General features: G+C 71.5%; 16 protein-coding genes and 2 tRNA genes. 14 read left to right on the top strand and 4 right to left on the bottom strand.

Annotated features, from left to right (window positions below):
- Positions 1-11 precede the first annotated feature (11 nt).
- Positions 12-392 (top strand): VOC family protein, encoded by a 381-nt coding sequence (locus VGN74_RS12690; RefSeq protein ID WP_327448751.1) that lies wholly within the window; start codon positions 12-14, stop codon positions 390-392.
- Between the two features lie 28 nt (positions 393-420).
- On the opposite strand, the gene VGN74_RS12685 is transcribed toward VGN74_RS12690, so the two are convergent.
- Together VGN74_RS12685 and VGN74_RS12680 are read right to left on the bottom strand one after the other, a co-directional pair.
- Positions 421-1,380, bottom strand: coding sequence for a hypothetical protein (locus tag VGN74_RS12685; RefSeq protein ID WP_327448750.1), 960 nt, complete (start codon positions 1,378-1,380; stop codon positions 421-423).
- 42 nt (positions 1,381-1,422) lie between these two features.
- Positions 1,423-1,496 (bottom strand) — tRNA-Gly (locus tag VGN74_RS12680).
- A 169-nt stretch (positions 1,497-1,665) separates the two neighbouring features.
- On the opposite strand from VGN74_RS12680, the gene VGN74_RS12675 reads away from it, so the two are divergent.
- Positions 1,666-1,956: a hypothetical protein gene (locus tag VGN74_RS12675; RefSeq protein ID WP_327448749.1), complete on the top strand. Its 291-nt coding sequence runs from the start codon at positions 1,666-1,668 to the stop codon at positions 1,954-1,956.
- Between the two features lie 78 nt (positions 1,957-2,034).
- Here the strand turns inward: VGN74_RS12675 and VGN74_RS12670 are convergent, their stop codons facing one another.
- Positions 2,035-3,699: an amidohydrolase gene (locus VGN74_RS12670; RefSeq protein ID WP_327448748.1), complete on the bottom strand. Its 1,665-nt coding sequence runs from the start codon at positions 3,697-3,699 to the stop codon at positions 2,035-2,037.
- Between the two features lie 119 nt (positions 3,700-3,818).
- Here VGN74_RS12670 and VGN74_RS12665 point away from each other — a divergent pair, with 119 nt between their 5' ends.
- From VGN74_RS12665 to VGN74_RS12630, 8 genes are all read left to right on the top strand, one after another.
- Complete coding sequence (locus VGN74_RS12665) at positions 3,819-4,721, top strand: glycine--tRNA ligase subunit alpha (RefSeq protein ID WP_327448746.1); 903 nt, start codon at positions 3,819-3,821, stop codon at positions 4,719-4,721.
- On the top strand, positions 4,718-5,209 hold the full coding sequence (locus VGN74_RS12660) for an endonuclease domain-containing protein (RefSeq protein WP_327448744.1): 492 nt from the start codon (positions 4,718-4,720) through the stop codon (positions 5,207-5,209). Before VGN74_RS12665 ends, VGN74_RS12660 begins: the two co-directional genes overlap by 4 nt.
- Complete coding sequence (glyS, locus tag VGN74_RS12655) at positions 5,210-7,462, top strand: glycine--tRNA ligase subunit beta (RefSeq protein ID WP_327448742.1); 2,253 nt, start codon at positions 5,210-5,212, stop codon at positions 7,460-7,462. It abuts the gene before it with no gap.
- Positions 7,463-7,512: 50 nt separating this feature from the next.
- Positions 7,513-7,586: transfer RNA gene (locus tag VGN74_RS12650), tRNA-Arg, on the top strand.
- Between the two features lie 27 nt (positions 7,587-7,613).
- Positions 7,614-8,240 carry a hypothetical protein gene (locus VGN74_RS12645; RefSeq protein ID WP_327448740.1) on the top strand — a complete coding sequence of 209 codons (627 nt, stop codon included), beginning with the start codon at positions 7,614-7,616 and terminating at the stop codon, positions 8,238-8,240.
- A 127-nt stretch (positions 8,241-8,367) separates the two neighbouring features.
- Positions 8,368-9,351 carry a sensor histidine kinase gene (locus VGN74_RS12640; protein WP_327448738.1) on the top strand — a complete coding sequence of 328 codons (984 nt, stop codon included), beginning with the start codon at positions 8,368-8,370 and terminating at the stop codon, positions 9,349-9,351.
- Between the two features lie 212 nt (positions 9,352-9,563).
- Positions 9,564-10,082, top strand: coding sequence for a hypothetical protein (locus VGN74_RS12635; RefSeq protein ID WP_327448736.1), 519 nt, complete (start codon positions 9,564-9,566; stop codon positions 10,080-10,082).
- A 146-nt stretch (positions 10,083-10,228) separates the two neighbouring features.
- Positions 10,229-10,639, top strand: coding sequence for a TIGR01244 family sulfur transferase (locus VGN74_RS12630; RefSeq protein WP_327448734.1), 411 nt, complete (start codon positions 10,229-10,231; stop codon positions 10,637-10,639).
- A 138-nt stretch (positions 10,640-10,777) separates the two neighbouring features.
- Here the strand turns inward: VGN74_RS12630 and ubiG are convergent, their stop codons facing one another.
- Entirely contained in the window at positions 10,778-11,569 is a 792-nt protein-coding gene (gene ubiG / locus VGN74_RS12625; protein ID WP_327448732.1) for a bifunctional 2-polyprenyl-6-hydroxyphenol methylase/3-demethylubiquinol 3-O-methyltransferase UbiG, read from the bottom strand.
- A gap of 56 nt (positions 11,570-11,625) precedes the next feature.
- Between ubiG and VGN74_RS12620 the strand changes: the two genes are divergently transcribed.
- From VGN74_RS12620 to ispG, 4 genes are all read left to right on the top strand, one after another.
- Complete coding sequence (locus tag VGN74_RS12620; protein WP_327448730.1) at positions 11,626-12,897, top strand: aspartate kinase; 1,272 nt, start codon at positions 11,626-11,628, stop codon at positions 12,895-12,897.
- Positions 12,898-12,950: 53 nt separating this feature from the next.
- The gene (gene ptsP / locus VGN74_RS12615; RefSeq protein WP_327448728.1) at positions 12,951-15,200 is read left to right on the top strand and encodes a phosphoenolpyruvate--protein phosphotransferase; all 2,250 of its coding nucleotides are present in this window, start codon (positions 12,951-12,953) and stop codon (positions 15,198-15,200) included.
- Positions 15,201-15,410: 210 nt separating this feature from the next.
- Complete coding sequence (locus VGN74_RS12610) at positions 15,411-16,598, top strand: helix-turn-helix domain-containing protein (protein WP_327448726.1); 1,188 nt, start codon at positions 15,411-15,413, stop codon at positions 16,596-16,598.
- Positions 16,599-16,663: 65 nt separating this feature from the next.
- On the top strand, positions 16,664-17,788 hold the full coding sequence (ispG, locus tag VGN74_RS12605; protein ID WP_327448724.1) for a flavodoxin-dependent (E)-4-hydroxy-3-methylbut-2-enyl-diphosphate synthase: 1,125 nt from the start codon (positions 16,664-16,666) through the stop codon (positions 17,786-17,788).
- Positions 17,789-17,790 lie beyond the last annotated feature (2 nt).

Here is a 17,790-nt window from a genome sequence, read left to right as displayed (position 1 = left end):
CGGAGGCCGGGATGAGCGACTGGAAGCCGGCGGGGTATCCCTCGCTCAGCCCCTATCTGATCTGCGCCGAGCCGGAGGTGGTGATCGCCTTCCTGCAGACGGTGTTCGGGGCCGAGGTCGCGCGCCGCTTCGACCGGCCCGACGGGTCGCTGATGCACGGCGAGCTGCGGCTCGACGACGGCGTGGTGATGATCGGCGGCGGGGCCACGGAATTCGCCTCGGCCGAAGTCCACCTGCACCTCTATGTGCCGGACGCGCAGGCGGTGTTCGATCGCGCCGTGGCCGCGGGGGCGGAGGTGGTGCGCGCGCCGGAACGGCAGTCCGGGGATGACGATCTGCGCGGCGGCTTCCGCGACCCGGCCGGCCACACCTGGTGGGTCGCGACGCAGTAGGGAGCGGGCCGGCCTCGGACCGGCCCCTTCAGGGAGAGCCCGCGACCGACGCCTCCAGCATTTCGCCGAGCGAGAAGGGACGCGCGGGATACTCCCGCCGCCAATTCGGGCGAACCTGCTCCAGCATCTCGGCCTCGATGGCGCCCAGGACGTAGAAGACGCTCCGCCTCCACAGGTCCAGGCCCTGGCTGTCGATGGCGCGCAGGCTGACCGCCAGACCCAGCCGGTTGTCTTGCGCCACCGCCGCGATGTCGGGCCGGCTCTCGCCCGCCAGCGCCGCGAGCTTCAGTTCGGACCAGCGGGCGACGCCCTCCTGTCCGGCCTGGAACTCGTAGTAGCGCCAGGCGGTGGGACCGGCCGCCGCGGCAGCCGCCCGGCGGGCGCGCACATAGTCGGCGAGGCTCGCCCTCGCCTGCGGTCCCGACGGCGTCTCCAGAAAGCGCAGCGCGCTGGTGGTCATGTCGGCGAACGCTGCCTTCACCGCCGGGTCGGCGTAGGGGAAGTCGTAGTCGAGCATCCACTGGCTGTCCGCCTCGCCGAACGTCCGGCGAAGGTCGTTCACCGCCTCGGCATAGGCCGGAAGCGTGCTCTGATACTGGTGGAAGGCCTCGTGAAGGACGATCGTCGTCCATTCGGCCTCTGTTGTTTCCAGCGCCGCCATCCGCCCCATCTGGATGACCTGACGGCCGGCCAGGTCGAGCGCAGCCGCCAGGTCCGTCGGCTGTTCCCGCGGCCGGCTCTGCATGGCGCACCGGGTGACCGGATCGAACCCTGCGGCGAGGAAGCCGTCGACGGGCGCGTCGCAGAAGAGCGTCTCCTCGTCAGGGCCGATCAGCAGGATGGGCAGGGGCGCCTGGGACCATCCCTCCCAGAGGCGATCGCCGTCCTGTCGCACGATGGCCTGGGCTTCGGCGATCATCCGGCGATGGGGGTCAGCGGGCGCGTCGTCGCCCACAATCATCGCCGCCGCGACCAGGACGCCCAGCATGCGGTTCCCCTGAGATACGGAGCCTGCCGGGAGAGGGCCGGCTGGAGCGGGCAGCGGGAATCGAACCCGCACGAGCAGCTTGGGAAGCTGCCAGGCTACCACTACATCATGCCCGCCTGAGCGCCTGATCTAGGCCGGGACGCTCCCGGCCGCAAGCGTTTCAGCGCGACTCCGGCACGGCCGGTCAGGTCGGTGGATTGGACATGGCGTCATCGACCGGATCCCTCTCCTGCAGCATACTTCGCCCCGGTCGCCTCCTGAACTGGCGGGACCTGGAGCGGATGTATGGTCGTCTACGCCCCCGGCGCGCTGCTCATCGGCACCCTGATCTTCGCCGTTGTGACCCTCACACTTGGGGGGCGGTTCAGGTCCCGCCGGTCATCAATTCGTCGCAGCGGGGCTCAAGGGCCAAGGCGTCCGATACCGGCCTTTGAGTTCACAGGCTTTGCAGGATTTGCCCTGATCATCCTGGGCTCCGGGATTACGCCGTTTCTGGCCTTCACTCCGATCCTCCTCGTGTTCGGGGGCATACTGGCCTGCGCTTACGTTGCCTATCTGCTATGGCAGGCGCGGTAGAATACGCGCTAACGGCGTAAGGAGCGCACCCGACATCGGGTGTAGGTCAAAGCTCCGCCCCCCGGCCGCAAGCGTCTGTCAGCGCGCGTCGTGGACGATGCGGCCGTCGACGATGGTCAGGAGCGCGCGGCCGCCGGGGATGCGCTCGGCCGGGACGGTCATCAGGTCGATGTCGAAGGCGGTGAAGTCGGCGCGCTTGCCCACCTCGATCGTGCCCAGCTCGGCCTCGCGGAAGCTGGCGTAGGCCGGCCACAGGGTGAACATGCGCAGGGCCGTCAGCCGGTCGACCGCCTCCTGCGGCCGCCAGTCGGGGCCCTGGAAGCCCTCCAGGTCGCGACGGGCCACGGCGGCGTAGAACTCGATCAGCGGATCGCCGCGCTCGACCGGGGCGTCGGAGCCGCCGGCCACGATCACCCCGCGGTCGGCCAGGCTGCGCCAGGCGTAGGCGCCGTCCAGCCGCGCATCGCCCAGCCGCGCCGGAGCGAAGTGCAGATCGCCGATGGCGTGGCTGGGCTGCATCGAGGCGATGATCGGCAGGGTGTGGAAGGCGTCGTACTCGGACGGGCGCAGGATCTGGGCGTGCTCGATGCGCCAGCGCACATCGGCGCCATTGGGCCGCTCGGCCGGGGGCACGGCGGCGAGGGCTTCCTCGTACCAGTCGATGACGCTGCCGTTGCCGCGATCGCCGATGGCGTGGGTGGCCATCTGGATGCCGGCGCGCAGGCCGGCCTGATAGATCGGCCGCACCGCCTCGGGGGTGGTCTGCATCAGGCCCGAGGTCTGGGGCGCATCGGCATAGGGTTCGTAGAGCGCCGCCCCGCGCGAGCCCAGCGCCCCGTCGGCGTAGAGCTTGACCGCGCGGGTGATGACCCGGCCGTCGGCCACGTCGCGCGGGCCGCCGGCGATCAGGGCCATGGCCCCGTCCGGGGTGATGCTGTTGTAGACCTTCAGGGGCGCCTCGCCGGCCCCGGCCATCTCTTCCAGCAGCGGGATGTCGCCCCAGGGCGCGCTCATGAAGTGGATGCCGGTCCAGCCGTAGCGGGCGTAGACCGAGAAGCCGGCGCGATAGGCCTCGCGCTTCGCCGCCGCATCCGCCTGGGGCATCAGGCCGGCGACGAGGTTTTCGGCCGCGTCGATCAGCATGCCGTTGGGCTGGCCGGCGGCGTCCTTCAGGATCTCGCCGCCGAAGGGGACCTCGGTGGCGGGGGTGACGCCGGCGGCGGCCAGGGCGGCGCTGGAGGCGACCACCGCATGGCCGTCGGCCCGGGCCAGCAGCACGATCCGGCCCGGGGCGGCGGCGTCGAGGTCCTGACGGGTCAGGAAGCGCCCCTCGGGCCAGTGGGTCTCGATCCAGCCGCGGCCGACGATGGGGCCGTCCGGGTGGCTGGCGGCCCAGTCGCTCAGCCGGGCCATGGCCTCGGCCACCGAGGCCGAACCCTCAAGATTGAGCGTCAGCTCGCGCCAGCCGATGCCGTCGAGGTGGGCGTGGGCGTCGGTGAAGCCGGGGAACAGGGTCGCCCCGTTCAGCTCGACCACCGGCAGGCCCTCGACCGGGGCCCCGGCGGCGGGACCGGCCCAGACGATGCGGCCGTCGCGCACGACCACCACCTCGGCGGTGGGGGCGGCCTCGACCCCGGTGCGAATGGTCCCGCCGCGCAGGACCATGTCCTGGGCCAGAACGGCGACCGGGGCGGAGAGCGGCAGGGCCGCGGCGAGGGCGGCGAGCAGGACGGGTCGGAGCATGGGCCCGACCCTGCCCCGGAAATCGCGCCGCTCCAAGCGGGGAAGCGGCGCCGGGGCTTTGCCTGCGACCACGAGGCGTCTAGGGTCCGCGCCTTCCGATTTTTGCTGCGCCCGCGAACATGGCCTCGACAGAACCCCAGAAAAGTCCTTTGGCCTTCCAGGACCTGATCCTGACGCTCCACCGCTTCTGGGGCGACCAGGGCTGCGCCATCCTGCAGCCCTATGACATCGAGGTCGGGGCCGGCACCCTGCACCCGGCGACGGTGCTGCGCGCGCTCGGGCCGCGCCCGTGGAAGGCCGCCTATGTCCAGCCCAGCCGCCGCCCCGGCGACGGCCGCTACGGCGAGAACCCCAACCGGCTTCAACACTACTACCAGTACCAGGTGATCCTGAAGCCGAACCCGGACGACCTGCAGGACCTCTATCTGAAGAGCCTGGCCGCCATCGGCATAGATCCGAAGCTGCACGACATCCGCTTCGTCGAGGACGACTGGGAGAACCCGACCGTCGGCGCCTGGGGCCTCGGCTGGGAGGTCTGGTGCGACGGCATGGAGGTGACCCAGTTCACCTACTTCCAGGGCGTCGGCGGCCTCGAGGTCGACGTGGTCTCGGGCGAGCTGACCTACGGGCTGGAGCGCCTCGCCATGTATGTGCAGGGCGTCGACAACGTCTACGACCTGAAGTTCACCAAGGAGGGCACGACCTACGGCGAGGTCTTCCTCGAGAACGAGCGCCAGCAGTCCGAGGCCAACTTCCACGGCTATGACGTCGACGGGCTGAAGCGCCGTTTCGAGGACATGGTGGCCGAGGTGTCGCGCCTGCTGGCCATGACCGGGCCGCAGGGCCAGCAACTCGTCCTGCCGGCCTATGACCAGGTGCTCAAGGCCAGCCACCTGTTCAACCTGATGGACGCCCGCGGCGCCATCGCCGTCGCCGAGCGCCAGAGCTACATCGGCCGCATCCGCGACCTCTGCAAGGCCTGCGCCCTGGCCTGGGTCGAACAGGAAAGGGCGCGGGGGTGATCATCGAGCGCGACGCGACTCCCTTCCCCCTGGAGGGGGGAAGGGCCGGGGATGGGGGTGGCGCCTTGTCGGCGGCGAAAGGTCGGCCGCGGCCTGCGCCCGGCGCCGTCCCTCGCGCGCGTCGCCTGCGCGAGGACCAGACCTTCGCCGAGCGTCTGCTGTGGGAAGCCCTGCGCAAGCGGCGGATGAACTTCCGTCGTCAGGCCCCGGTGGGTCGCTTCATCGTCGACTTCGCCCACTTCGGCTCCAGCCTGATCATCGAGGTCGACGGCTATCACCACACCCTGCCCGGGCGGCAGGCCCGCGACGCCGAGCGCGATGCCTGGTTCGCGGCGAACGGCTTTCGCGTCCTCCGCTTCGCCGAAAAGCACGTGCGGGACGACTTGCTCGCGGTCGTCGACCGGATCGTGACTGAAACCGCGCCACCCCCATCCCCGACCCTTCCCCCCTCCAGGGGGAAGGGAGAAAAACGATACGACGTCCGATAGATGCCCCAGCTCCTCCTCGAACTGTTCTCCGAAGAAATCCCCGCGCGCATGCAGGCGGGGGCGGCGCGCGATCTGGAGCGGATGGCGGCCGAGCGGCTGAAGGCCGCCGGGCTGTCGTATGACGCCCTGACCACCCTCGCCGGGCCGCGGCGGCTGACGCTGGTGGTCGAGGGGCTGCCGGCGGCGACGCCGGACCGTGAGGAGGAGCTGAAGGGCCCCAAGACCTCGGCGCCGGACCAGGCGCTGGAAGGGTTCCTGCGCAAGACCGGCCTGACCCGCGACCAGCTGACCGAGCGCGACGGGGTCTTCTTCGCCGTCATCCGCCAGAAGGGCCAGCGCACCGCCGAGCTGATCCCCGGCATGGTCGACCAGATCGTCCGCGGCTTCCCCTGGCCCAAGTCGATGCGCTGGGGCTCCGGAACCCTGCGCTGGGTGCGGCCGCTGAAGCGGATCGTCTGCCTGTTCGACGGCGCCGTCGTCCCCTTCGCCGTGGACGGCATCGAAAGCGGCGACATCACCGAGGGACACCGCTTCCTCGGCGCCGGCCAGCCGGTCCGGGTGCGCGATTTCGCCGACTACCGGCAGAAGCTCCAGGCCGACTTCGTCCTGCTGGACGCCGCCGACCGCCGGCGGCGCATCCTCGAACAGGCGCGCGCCGTCTGCCACGCCCGCGGGCTGGAGCTGGTCGACGACAACGGCCTGCTCGACGAGGTGTCAGGTCTGGCCGAGTGGCCGACGCCGATCCTCGGCGACATGGACCCGTCCTTCCTCGACCTGCCGCCGGAGGTGATCCGGCTGTCGATGAAGGTGCACCAGAAGTATTTCGCCGTGCGCGACCCTAAGACCGGCGGGCTGGCCCCGCACTTCGTCGTGGTCGCCAACGTCGAGGCGCCGGACGGCGGCAAGGCCCTGGCCGGCGGCAATTCCCGCGTGCTGTCGGCGCGCCTGAACGACGCCCGCTTCTTCTGGGACGAGGACCGCAAGGTCGGCTTCGAGCCCTGGCTGAAGAAGCTGGGGGGCGTGACCTTCCACGCGAAGCTGGGGACGATGGCCGAGCGCGTCGAACGCATCGCCGCCCTCGCCCGCGAGATCGCGCCACTGGTCGGCGCCGACCCGGCGCTGGCCGAACAGGCCGCCCGCTACGCCAAGGCCGATCTGGCCTCGGGCATGGTCGGCGAGTTCCCCGAGCTGCAGGGGGTGATGGGGGGGTATTATGCGCGGGCGGCGGGCCCCCTCCCCCCCTCGAACCCGGCTACGCCGGCTTCGGTCCCCCCTGAGGGGGGACAATCCGCGGACCATTCTCCCCCCTCAGGGGGGAGTACCCGCGAAGCGGGGGAGGGGGGCCTATCCACCACCGTCGCCGACGCCATCCGCGATCACTACAAGCCCCAGGGCCCGGCCGACACGGTCCCGACCGACCCGCTGACCGTGGCGGTGGCGCTGGCCGACAAGCTGGACACCCTCGTCGGCTTCTTCGCCATCGACGAGAAGCCGACCGGCTCGAAGGACCCGTTCGCCCTGCGCCGGGCGGCGCTGGGGGTGATCCGGCTGGTGCTGGAGAACGGGGTGCGTGGTGATCTCGCGCAGCTCACTCGCCAAACCTACCTGAAGCTCCAGCAGCAGGGTCTTCAGTCTGGCAGAGCTTTTGGTGAACGACGCTCGGGGGCAGAGGGCCCCTCCGCTCAACCTCCAATCGGACCGAGCATTCAGTTGGCGGCGCTGGAAAACGTCAGTGCCGACCTCCTCGCCTTCTTCGCCGACCGTCTGAAGGTGCTGCTCCGCGATCAGGGCCGGCGGCACGACCTCGTCGATGCGGTGTTCGCGCTGGGCGACGACGACCTCGTCCGCATCGTGCGGCGGGTCGAGGCGCTGGACGCCTTCCTCGGCACGGACGACGGGGCCAATCTGCTGGCGGGCTACAAGCGGGCCTCCAACATCCTGAAGGCCGAGGCGAAGAAGGGCGACCTGCCCGACGGCGCCGCCGCCGACCTGCCCGGCGCCCCGGCCGAGGAGACGGCGCTGGTCGCCGCCCTTCGCACCGCCGCGCCGCAGGTCGAGGCCGCGCTGGCGGCCGAGGACTTCGCCGCCGCCATGGCGGCGCTGGCCGCCCTGCGCGGGCCGGTGGACGCCTTCTTCGAGGCGGTGCTGGTCAATTCGGAGGTCGCCGCCGAGCGCGACAACCGGCTGCGGCTGCTGGGCCAGGTGCGCGACCTGACCGGGCGGGTCGCCGACTTCGGCCAGATCAGCGGCTGAGCGCCCCTTCCGGTCGGCGGGGCGAACGCGCTATATCCGCCGCCCGGCCCGTCTCCATAGCTCAGCCGGATAGAGCACAGGTTTCCTAAACTTGGGGTCGCAGGTTCGAGTCCTGCTGGGGACGCCGCCGGTCCATTGGCCGAGGTGCGCCATGACCCGCGGTTACGCCGTCGTCCTGACCCTGATGGTGCTGGCCGCCGCCCTGTTCGCCGGCTGGTACAGCACGACCCGGGTGATCTACTTCCCGCCCGAGCTGCGGGAGTTCCGGAACGGCTGCGAGCGGTTTGAAGGCGGCTCCTTGCCTGTCCTCGATGAAGATGAAGCCGCCCGGTACGCTGGCGCCCTGCGAGCGATGGAAGAGCCGTCGCTCTATCTCGCCGCCGGGGCCCGGGCCCCCGCCACGTTCCGCCTGACCGTGGAGCCCAGCTTTCACCCGACCTGGGTGGTGCGGATCGACAGCCTGCCAGACGGCAGCCGGACGATCACATCGAAGCTTCGCTCCTATCCTTCGAGCAGGGAGCCGATGCAGGTGCGCCGCCGCCTTCTGGCGCCGGAAGAAATCGCCGCACTCGACGCCATGATCGCGGGGACGGGCGTCCTCGAAACGCCGCTGAAGTGTGTCGGCGGCGTCGACGGGGCGCGGTGGATCGTGGAGGCGACGGACGGCCAGGGCGGCTACACCTTCGTGCACAGCCACAGTCCGATGGCGGGACCTGTCCGCGAGGTCGGGGATCATCTGTTCAGCCTCGCCGACATCAGGCCCGAGTACCTCTACTGACCGACCTGCCGCGGCCCGTTTCCCCCTCCGCGAGCATCCTTAATCCCCCCGGAGCAACTGGACAGCCGCCGAGCGGGCGCGATATCGAGGCCACATCGGGTGTCGCGACGCCGCCCGCGGAGGCTGTATGGATCGAGACCTGTTCCGCCGGCCCGTGTGGCGCGCCCATCTGCTGGCCCTGGCGGTCTGGGCGGCGGCCTCGGCGCTGCGGTATGTGCTCGACCCCTGGTTTCCGCCGGGCTTTCCCTATCTGACCTATTTCCCCGCCGTGGTGCTGGTGGCCTATTTCGCCGGCCTGCGCCCGGCGGTGCTGACGGCTGTGCTGTCGGGCCTGACCGCCTGGTGGTTCTGGATCGGGGCGCCGGGGTTCGACGTCAGCTCCGCGACCCTGCTGGCGCTGGCCTTCTATGTCTTCGTGGTCGCCGTCGACATCTTCTTCATCGTCGGCATGGACGGGGCCAGCCGCCGTCTGGCCGCCGAGGTCGAGCGCAACGCCGCCCTGGCGCGCAGCCGCGACATCCTGCTGCGCGAGGTGCAGCACCGGGTCTCCAACAACATCCAGGTGGTCAGCGCCCTGCTGCAGCTGGAGGCGCGCGCCGCCACCGATCCCGGAGCGCGCAAGGCGCTGGGCGAAGCGGCGGCCAGGACGGCGCTGGTGGCCCGCATCCAGCGCAGCCTGTCGGACGCCGACGGCCAGCCGACCGCGTTCCGCGAGCTGGCCGGGGCCATCGTCGAGGACGCCCTCGCCGCAGCCGGCCGGACCGACGTCCAGGTCGAGATCGCCGGCAGCGCCGGGTCGCTGTCCGCCGAGGAGGCGACGCCAGTGACCCTGATCCTGCTGGAGGCGGTCAATAACGCGCTCGAGCACGCCTTCCCCGGCCGTCCCGGACGCCTCGAGATCCGCCTTGACGAGGCCGAAGGGACGCGACGGCTGACGGTGGCGGACGACGGGATCGGCGTGCCTGCGGGCGGCGCCGGGCGGACCGAGGGTCTGGGCCTGCGTCTCGTGCAGGGCCTCGCCCGGCAGCTGGGCGGCGACTGGGACCTGACGCCCGGCGAGACGGGCGCGCTCGCCCGGCTGACCTGGCCCGCCGCGCCGACCGACGACTGACGCGCGACAGAAGCGCCATTCGGTCGCAGGCTGACCCGATTGCGTCCGCCGCCGGGCATGGCACTGTGGTCTCAGCGGACCGGGCCCCTCTGGCGCTTCCTCGGAAGCGTGATGTCGGACCGCATCGGGTGATCTCGATGCTTGATGGGTCCGGCGTTTCCACGCCCCTCCTCCGGCATCGTCGTCGCCAGACAACGAGAGGAGGACACGCCTTGAACACGTACATGCAGAAGATGTGGAGCCTGACGGCGGCGCTGATCCTCGCGGCCAGCGTCGTGGCCATGTGGGTCTGGCCGAAGGTCTTTGGCGGCGGCCCGCACCCGATCATGGGCTGGGCCGAGCTGAACAGCGGCGCCGCCTGGCTCTATCCCGTCGGACGCTGGGGCTTCGCCGCCCTGGCCGCCATCGCCGTCGTCCTGCTGGTCATCCCCCGCACGCGGATGATCGGCGGCTGGACCGCCCTGGCCCTGTCGGTCACCTACATGGTGCTGCACTCCACGCCCTGGCTGGGCTGGAACATTCCCGAGTACGGCCCGCTGACCGAGGCGCTCGCCGCCGGCCGGTCGCTGGCCGAGATCCAGGCCATGAACCTGGGCACTGACTATGGCGCGCACGGCACCCTGACGATGGTGCTGGCGGTGCTGGCCGGCATGGTCATCATCGCCGAACGCACCCTTCGCAAGCCGAAGCCGCCCCGCCAAACGTCCGTCAACCTGGCGTCGATCGACTAGATCCGCTTTCGACGGACGTGACCCGCCGCTCGCTCCCCTCCACCCCCCCCGACGGCGAGCGGCGGGTCTCCCCTCTTCCCCACGCGCCGGCTGACAGGCAGCCGCGGGTCTTGATACATGCAGGGTCCGTTCCCAGGAGCCGCCGCATGGACATCCGCCCCCTCGACCCCGCCCTTCATGTGGCGCCGCAGATCGCGCTCGAGGACCTGCCGGCGCTGAAGGCGGCCGGCTACGCCACGATCATCTCCAACCGGCCGGACGGCGAGGAACCGGGCCAGCCGGACGCGGCCGAGGTGCGCGCCGCGGCCGAGGCGGCCGGCCTGGCCTTCGCGCACATCCCGGTGTCGATGCCGGCGCTCGGCCCCGGCGAGGTCGAGGCGTTGCGCCACGCCCTCGACACCCTGCCGGGCCCTGCGCTGGCGTTCTGCAAGTCGGGCACGCGCTCGGCGGTGCTGTGGGTCCTGAGCCAGGCGGGCGAGCGCCCGGCCGACGAGCTGATCGCCGCCGCAGCCGCCGCCGGTTACGACCTGTCCGGCCTGCGGCCGCGGCTGGGGTGAGCGCGGGGCCGGACGGCCCCTCCACCGCTTCGCGGTCCCCCTCCCCACTGCGTGGGGAGGAAAGCGCTTCTCCTCCCCATGCAATGGGGAGGTGGATCGCCGGCAAAGCCGGCGAGACGGAGGGGCGTCAACGCCCCCTCAGTCCCGGAAGGCCAGCATCATGTAGTTGATGCCGTCGTCGTCGGTTTCGCTCCAGCGGTCGGTCAGCGGGTTGAACGACAGGCCGATCGGCCCCTCGACCCGCACGGGCGCGTCCTGCAGCATGCGCCGGATCTCCTCGGGCTTGAGGAACTGGCGCCAGTCGTGGGTGCCGGGGGGCAGCCAGCGCAGGATGTACTCGGCGCCGATCTTGGCCAGGGCCAGGGAGCGCAGGGTGCGGTTGAGGGTGGCGACGACCATCAGGCCGCCGGGCTTCACCAGCGAAGCCGAGTCCAGCAGGAACTGCTTCGGGTCGGCGACGTGCTCGACCACCTCCATGTTGAGCACGACATCGAACGGCCCCGCCCCCTCCGCCGCCAGCTGCTCGACGGTGGCGGCGCGATAGGTGATGGCGAGGCCCTGCTCCACCGCGTGCTGGCGGGCGGTGCCGATGTTCTTCTCCGAGGCGTCGACGCCGGTGACGGCGAAGCCCATGCGCCGCATCGGCTCCGACAGCAGGCCGCCGCCGCAGCCGACGTCGAGCAGGCTCAGCCCCTCGAACGGGCGGATGGCGCGGGGGTCGCGGCCGAACCGCGCCACGGCTTCGCGGCGCAGGACGTCCAGCCGCGCCGGGTTGAACTTGTGCAGGGGCGCGAACGGCCCTTTCGGGTCCCACCAGGTCGCGGCGATGGCCGAGAAGCGGGCCACGTCGGCAGGATCGATCGAGGCCCCTTCCGGGACCGGTTCGCTTTGGGGTTTGCGCCCGGCGGGGCGGTCGTTAGAAGCGGCCATGGGCCGAGGCATGAACGCGTCGGGCCCGCCACGCAAGACGGAGTCCCCCCACCACGATGACGCGGCCCTCCTCGCGACTGGTGATGAAGTTCGGCGGCACCTCGATGGCCGACCTGGAGCGCATCCGCCGCGCCGCCCGGATCGTCGCCGCGGAGGCCCGCAGCGGCAAGCGGGTGGCGGTGGTGGTCTCGGCCATGGCCGGCAAGACCAACGAGCTGGTGGCCTGGACCGACGGCGCCGGCGCGCCGGCGGCGGGCATCCCCCTGTCCGATGATGAGTATGACGTGGTGGTGGCCTCGGGCGAGCAGGTGACCGCCGGCCTGCTGGCCCTGACCCTGCGCAATATGGGCCTCCGGGCCCGCTCGATGATGGGCTGGCAGGTGCCGATCGTGACCGACGACCTGCACGGCAAGGCGCGCATCGAGGACATCCCCGGCGACGCCCTCGCCAGCGCCGTCGATGGCGGCGAGATCGTCGTCATCCCCGGCTTCCAGGGCGTGACCCGCGACGGGCGTATCACCACCCTGGGCCGCGGCGGCTCCGACACCTCGGCGGTGGCGGTGGCGGCGGCCCTGTCCTGCCCCTGCGACATCTACACGGACGTCGACGGCGTCTACACCACCGACCCGCGCATCGAGGGCAAGGCCCGGCGGCTGGCCCGCGTCTCCTACGAGGAGATGCTGGAGATGGCCTCGCTGGGCGCCAAGGTGCTGCAGACCCGCTCGGTGGAGCTGGCCATGGCGAAGCGCGTGCCGGTGCGCGTGCTGTCCAGCTTCGTCGAGCCCGACGAGAACGGAAACCTGCCGGCGGTCGCCGGCACCCTGATCTGCGACGAGGAGGAGATCGTGGAGAAGCGCATCGTGTCCGGCGTGACCATGAGCCGTGACGAGGCCCGCATCACCCTGCTCGGCCTGTCGGACCGCACCGACGCCCCGGCCGACGTCTTCACCCGCCTCGCCGAGGCCGGGGTCAATGTCGACATGATCGTGCAGAGCCAGGCGCGCACCGAGGGGGCGGTCAACCTGACCTTCACCACCGGCCGCCGCGACGCCCAGCGCGCCGCCGAGCTGATGCGTGAATCCCAGGACCAGATCGGCTTCGAACAGCTGCGCGTCGACGAGGACGTGGCCAAGGTCTCGGTGGTCGGGGTCGGCATGCGGAGCCACGCCGGCGTGGCCCAGACCATGTTCCGCGCCCTGGCCGACAAGGGCATCAAGTTCCAGGCCATCTCCACCTCGGAGATCAAGATCAGCGTGCTGATCGACGCCGCCTATGCCGAGCTGGCGGTGCGCGCCCTGCACGGCGCCTACGGACTCGAAGCGGTTTAAGGTCTAGCATCGCCCGCGGAAGGGCTGGAGCGCGTATGGTCAAGGGCGGAACGATGACGAGGGGGCCGAGGAACCTCCTGCGCCAGATCCGCGAGGCCATGGCCGACGGCGGACCGGCCCAGGACCGCCTCGACACCGTCGTGCGCATCATCGCCCGGTCGATGGTGGCCGAGGTCTGCTCCATCTATCTGCGCCGCGCTTCGGGCGAACTGGAGCTGTTCGCCACCGAGGGCCTGAACCGCGCGGCCGTGCACACGACGCGGCTGAGGCCAGGCGAGGGCCTGGTCGGCGAGGTGGCGCGGGCGGCCGAGCCGATCAGCCTGGCCGACGCGCCCAGCCACCCGAGCTTCTCCTACCGCCCCGAGACCGGCGAGGACCCGTACCACGCCTTCCTCGGCGCGCCCCTGCTGCGCGGCGGTCGGGCCATCGGCGTGCTGGTCGTCCAGAATCGTGCGGCCCGTCACTACGACCCCGACGAGATCGAGGACATCCAGACCATCGCCATGGTGCTGGCCGAGACGGTCGCCTCGGGCGAGCTGCTGGGCCAGGAAGAGCTGCGCGACGTCGAGGTGGCGCCGCACCGCCCCGAGCGGATGAAGGGCCAGCGTTTCGCCGAGGGCCTGGCCTTCGGCCATGTGGTGCTGCACGAGGCGCCGCTGGCCCCCGAAAAGCTGCTGGCCGACGATCCGGTGCTGGAAGAGGCGCGGCTGCAGACGGCGCTGCACACCCTCAAGGCCGGCATCGACGCGATGCTCGAGGTCGGCCCCAGCGGCCTGTCGGGCACGCCTTTCGAGGTGCTCGAAACCTACCGCATGTTCGCCGACGACCGCGGCTGGAACCGGTCGCTGGAAGAGGCGGTGCGCTCGGGCCTGACCGCCGAGGCCGCCGTGGACCGGGTGCGCAACGAGCACCGCGCCCGCTTCGCCAAGGCCCGCGACCCCTATATCCGCGAGCGGCTGCACGACTTTGAGGACCTGGCCAACCGGCTGCTGCGGGTGCTGGCCGGCGACAAGCCCGGCGAGCGCGAGCTGCCCGAGGACGCCATCCTCGTGGCCCGCAACCTCGGGCCGGCCGACCTGCTGGAGTATCCCCGGGACCGGCTGAAGGGGGTGCTGCTGGAGGAAGGCTCCGCCGCCAGCCACGCCGGCATCGTCGCCCGGGCGCTGCAAATCCCCTGCGTCGGCCGGCTGATGGGTCTGCGTGATCGTTTGTCGGAAGGCGACCTGGTCATCGCCGACGGCGAGACCGGCGAGGCCTATCTGCGCCCCCGGCCGGAGATGCTGGAGGCCGTGCAGCAGCGGATCGCCGTGCGCGACCAGCGCCGCGCCGAGTTCGCCCTGCTGCGCGACGTGCCGGGCGTGACGCTGGACGGCACCCGCATCACCCTGCTGACCAACGCCGGCCTTGCCGTCGACCTCGACAGCCTCGACGATACCGGCTCGGAGGGCATCGGCCTGTTCCGCACCGAGTTCCAGTTCATGGTGTCCGAGGAACTGCCGCGGCTGGAGGCCCAGACCCAGCTCTATCGCCGCGTTCTGGACGCCGCCGGCGACCGGCCGGTCACCTTCCGCACCCTGGACATCGGCGGCGACAAGGTGCTGCCCTACCTCGACGCCGAGCGTGAGGAGAATCCGGCGCTCGGCCGCCGCGCCATCCGTCTCGGCCTCGACCGGCCGTCGCTGCTGCGGCTGCAGCTGCGGGCCCTGCTGCATGCCGCGGCCGGACGCGAGCTGCGCGTCATGTTCCCGATGATCGCGACCGTCGAGGAGTTCCGGGCGGCGCGGGAGATGGTCGACATCGAGTGCGCCTGGGCGCGCCGTCGCGGGCGCGCCCTGCCCTCGCTGCTGCGCGTCGGGGCGATGATCGAGGCCCCGTCGCTGCTGTTCCACCTCGACGCCCTACTGCCCCTGACCGACTTCGTCTCGGTCGGGACCAACGACCTGCTGCAGTACATGTACGCCGCCGACCGGACCAATCCGCTGGTGTCGGACCGCTATGACCCCCTGTCGCCGCCGGCGCTGCGGGCGCTGCAGGAAATCCAGACCCGCTGCGCCGAAACGGGCACGCCGGTGTCGGTCTGCGGCGAGCTGGCCGGACGTCCGCTGGAGGCCTTCGCGCTGGTCACCCTCGGCTACACCCGCCTGTCCGCGCCGGCCGGCGGGGTCGGGCCGGTGAAGCGGATGGTGCTGTCGCTTGACCTGCCCGCCGCGCGGCGCGGCATGACCACCCTGCTCGGATCCTCCGCCGGCTCGATCCGCAATGAGGTCGAGAGCCTGGCCCGAAAGTTGAACGTCGCCGTCTGACCGTCCCGTTCGGAGACGGGGGGACTCAAACAGCGTTAACAACGATTTGGCGCGGCGGCGAAAATGGGTTATCCACAAGCAGCGGGAGCTGTGCCTCCGGGGGGAGGTCCGAACCGTCATCCGGAGTGGTTAAAGGATGGCAGTCTGGAAGCGAGTACGACGCCGGATGCGGCCCCAGGGTCGCCGGCGCCGAGTGTGGGGTTGACGGAGATGGCGCTGGACGCGGGGAACGCCCCCGAGGAGTTTCGAGCCCACCCCGACTGGAGGGATCCTGTTCCCTCCATCGCCGATGCGCCGTCCCTGGGCGTCGGCCTCCGCCGCGCACGTGAAGTGTCGGGCAAGTCGCTGGCCCAGCTGTCCGCCATCACCCGGGTGCCCCAGAAGTATCTGACCGCGCTGGAGCAGGGCGAGCATTCCGCGCTGCCGTCGCGCGTCTTCACCCTCGGCTATGTCCGCGCCTATGCCGGGGCGCTCGGCCTCGACGAGCAGCTGGCCGTCGAACGCTACAAGCGCGAGGCGCCGGACGGCGACAAGATCGCGCCGCTGCAGCCGCCTGCCGGGGTCGCCTTCGCCGAGGTGCGCCGGCACTCGCCGCGCGTGATCGCCGCGGTCGCCGCCCTCGTTATCGCCGTGGTCGGCTGGAACGTGTTCCAGCGGGTCAGCCACATGCGCTCGCCGCCGCCGGCGGTGATCTCCGAGACTCCCGAGAGCTGGACCCTCGGGGCCGTGCCCGGCCAGACCCAGGGCCTGACCGAAATCAGCCTCGACGTGCCGCGGCCCGCTCCGCCGGACCAGACCGTACCGGTTATGTACCTGACCCCGGGCCTTGAGGCCGAGCTTCTGGGGCTTGATCCGGCCGATGCAGACGCCGCCGCCGCCCTGGCCGACGCCACAAGCCGGCGCGACGCGCCGGTGCAGGCCGCCTTCAACCCGCGCGGCGCCGTGTACGGCGCGGCCGCGGCGGATTCCCAGGTGACGCTGCAGGCGCGGCGCCCGACCTCCCTCGTGGTGCGGCTTTCGGATGGCCGGGTGCTGTTCGCCCGCCAGCTGGCCGCCGGCGAGGCCTGGCGCGCCCCGATCGGCGTGCCGGCCACGATCGACGCCTCCGAGCCGGCGCTGATCGGCGTCTATCTCAACGGGGAGTCCGACGGGGCGCTGCCGGGTCAGCTGACGCCGCTCAACCAGCTGAACGCCCGCGCCGCCACCCTGGCGCGACAGGCCCAGGCCCAGGCCGAGGCGGAGGCCCGCGCCGAAGCGGCCCGCCGCGCCGCCGCCGCGGCCGCCGAGGCGCCGGCAGCCGGACCGGCCCTGACGCCGACCGCGACGCCGACCACGACTCCGGCGGCGCCGCTGCCTGCTGGCGCCGCGCCCTCGCCGGCCACGCCCGCGGCCGGCTGATCCGTCGCGCGGCGCGCCCCGCCGCCGTCGTGGAAACGCCATCGCCCTTGGCCTATGTTGGCGTCATGAGCGACCACACCCTCGTCCGCCCCTGGCGCCATATCGAGCGCCGCAAGAGCCGCAAGATCCGCGTCGGCGCGGTCGAGGTCGGTGGCGACGCGCCGATCAGCGTCCAGTCGATGACCAACACCCCGACCACCGACGCGGGGGCGACCATCGACCAGATCCGCCAGCTGGAAGAGGCCGGCGCCGACATCGTCCGCGTCTCCTGCCCCGACGAGGAGTCGACCGCCGCCTTCCGCACCATCGCGAAGGCTGCAAAGGTCCCGCTGGTGGCCGACATCCACTTCCACTACCGCCGCGGCATCGAGGCGGCCGAGGCCGGCGCCGCCTGCCTGCGCATCAACCCGGGCAATATCGGCAGCCCCGACCGGGTGCGCGAGGTCGTCCAGGCGGCCAAGGATAACGGCTGCTCCATGCGCATCGGCGTCAACGCTGGCAGCCTCGAGAAGGAGCTGCTGGAGAAGTATGGCGAGCCCTGCCCCGACGCCATGGTCGAGAGCGCGCTGAACCACGCCCGCATCCTGCAGGACCACGACTTCCACGAGTTCAAGATCTCGGTGAAGGCTTCCGACCCGTTCCTGACGGTCGCCGCCTACCAGCAGCTGGCCGAGGCCATCGACTGCCCGCTGCACCTCGGCGTGACCGAGGCCGGGCCGCTGCGGACCGGGACCATCAAGTCCTCGATCGGCCTGGGCATGCTGCTGTGGTCCGGCATCGGCGACACCATCCGGGTGTCGCTGGCGGCCGATCCGGTCGAGGAGATCAAGGTCGGCTTCGATATCCTAAAGTCGCTGGGCCTGCGCCACCGCGGCGTCAACATCATCGCCTGCCCATCCTGCGCCCGTCAGGGCTTCAACGTCATCGAAACGGTCGGCATCCTCGAGGAGCGGCTGGCCCATGTCTCGACGCCCCTGTCGCTGTCGATCATCGGCTGCGTCGTCAACGGGCCCGGCGAGGCCCTCTACACCGACATCGGCTTCACCGGCGGCGGCAAGGGCTCGGGCATGATCTATCTCAACGGCAAGATCGCCCACAAACAGGCCAACGCCGGCATGATTGACCACATCGTCGAGCTCGTGGAACGTAAGGCCGCCGAGTTCGAAGCGGCGCAGGCGGCGGCGGAGTAGCC

The sequence above is a fragment of the Brevundimonas sp. genome, from assembly GCF_035998205.1.
In the GTDB taxonomy this organism is placed as follows: domain Bacteria; phylum Pseudomonadota; class Alphaproteobacteria; order Caulobacterales; family Caulobacteraceae; genus Brevundimonas.
Note: the sequence above shows the minus strand (reverse complement) of the source record. Positions and strands in the feature narration are given on the sequence as shown.

Coding starts and splice junctions, on each gene's coding strand:
- VGN74_RS12690 (WP_327448751.1), top strand. CDS start 12: ATGAGCGACTGGAAGCCGGCGGGGTATCCCTCGCTCAGCCCCTATCTG.
- VGN74_RS12685 (WP_327448750.1), bottom strand. CDS start 1,380: ATGCTGGGCGTCCTGGTCGCGGCGGCGATGATTGTGGGCGACGACGCG.
- VGN74_RS12675 (WP_327448749.1), top strand. CDS start 1,666: ATGGTCGTCTACGCCCCCGGCGCGCTGCTCATCGGCACCCTGATCTTC.
- VGN74_RS12670 (WP_327448748.1), bottom strand. CDS start 3,699: ATGCTCCGACCCGTCCTGCTCGCCGCCCTCGCCGCGGCCCTGCCGCTC.
- VGN74_RS12665 (WP_327448746.1), top strand. CDS start 3,819: ATGGCCTCGACAGAACCCCAGAAAAGTCCTTTGGCCTTCCAGGACCTG.
- glyS (WP_327448742.1), top strand. CDS start 5,210: ATGCCCCAGCTCCTCCTCGAACTGTTCTCCGAAGAAATCCCCGCGCGC.
- VGN74_RS12645 (WP_327448740.1), top strand. CDS start 7,614: ATGACCCGCGGTTACGCCGTCGTCCTGACCCTGATGGTGCTGGCCGCC.
- VGN74_RS12640 (WP_327448738.1), top strand. CDS start 8,368: ATGGATCGAGACCTGTTCCGCCGGCCCGTGTGGCGCGCCCATCTGCTG.
- VGN74_RS12630 (WP_327448734.1), top strand. CDS start 10,229: ATGGACATCCGCCCCCTCGACCCCGCCCTTCATGTGGCGCCGCAGATC.
- ubiG (WP_327448732.1), bottom strand. CDS start 11,569: ATGGCCGCTTCTAACGACCGCCCCGCCGGGCGCAAACCCCAAAGCGAA.
- VGN74_RS12620 (WP_327448730.1), top strand. CDS start 11,626: ATGACGCGGCCCTCCTCGCGACTGGTGATGAAGTTCGGCGGCACCTCG.
- ptsP (WP_327448728.1), top strand. CDS start 12,951: ATGACGAGGGGGCCGAGGAACCTCCTGCGCCAGATCCGCGAGGCCATG.
- VGN74_RS12610 (WP_327448726.1), top strand. CDS start 15,411: ATGGCGCTGGACGCGGGGAACGCCCCCGAGGAGTTTCGAGCCCACCCC.
- ispG (WP_327448724.1), top strand. CDS start 16,664: ATGAGCGACCACACCCTCGTCCGCCCCTGGCGCCATATCGAGCGCCGC.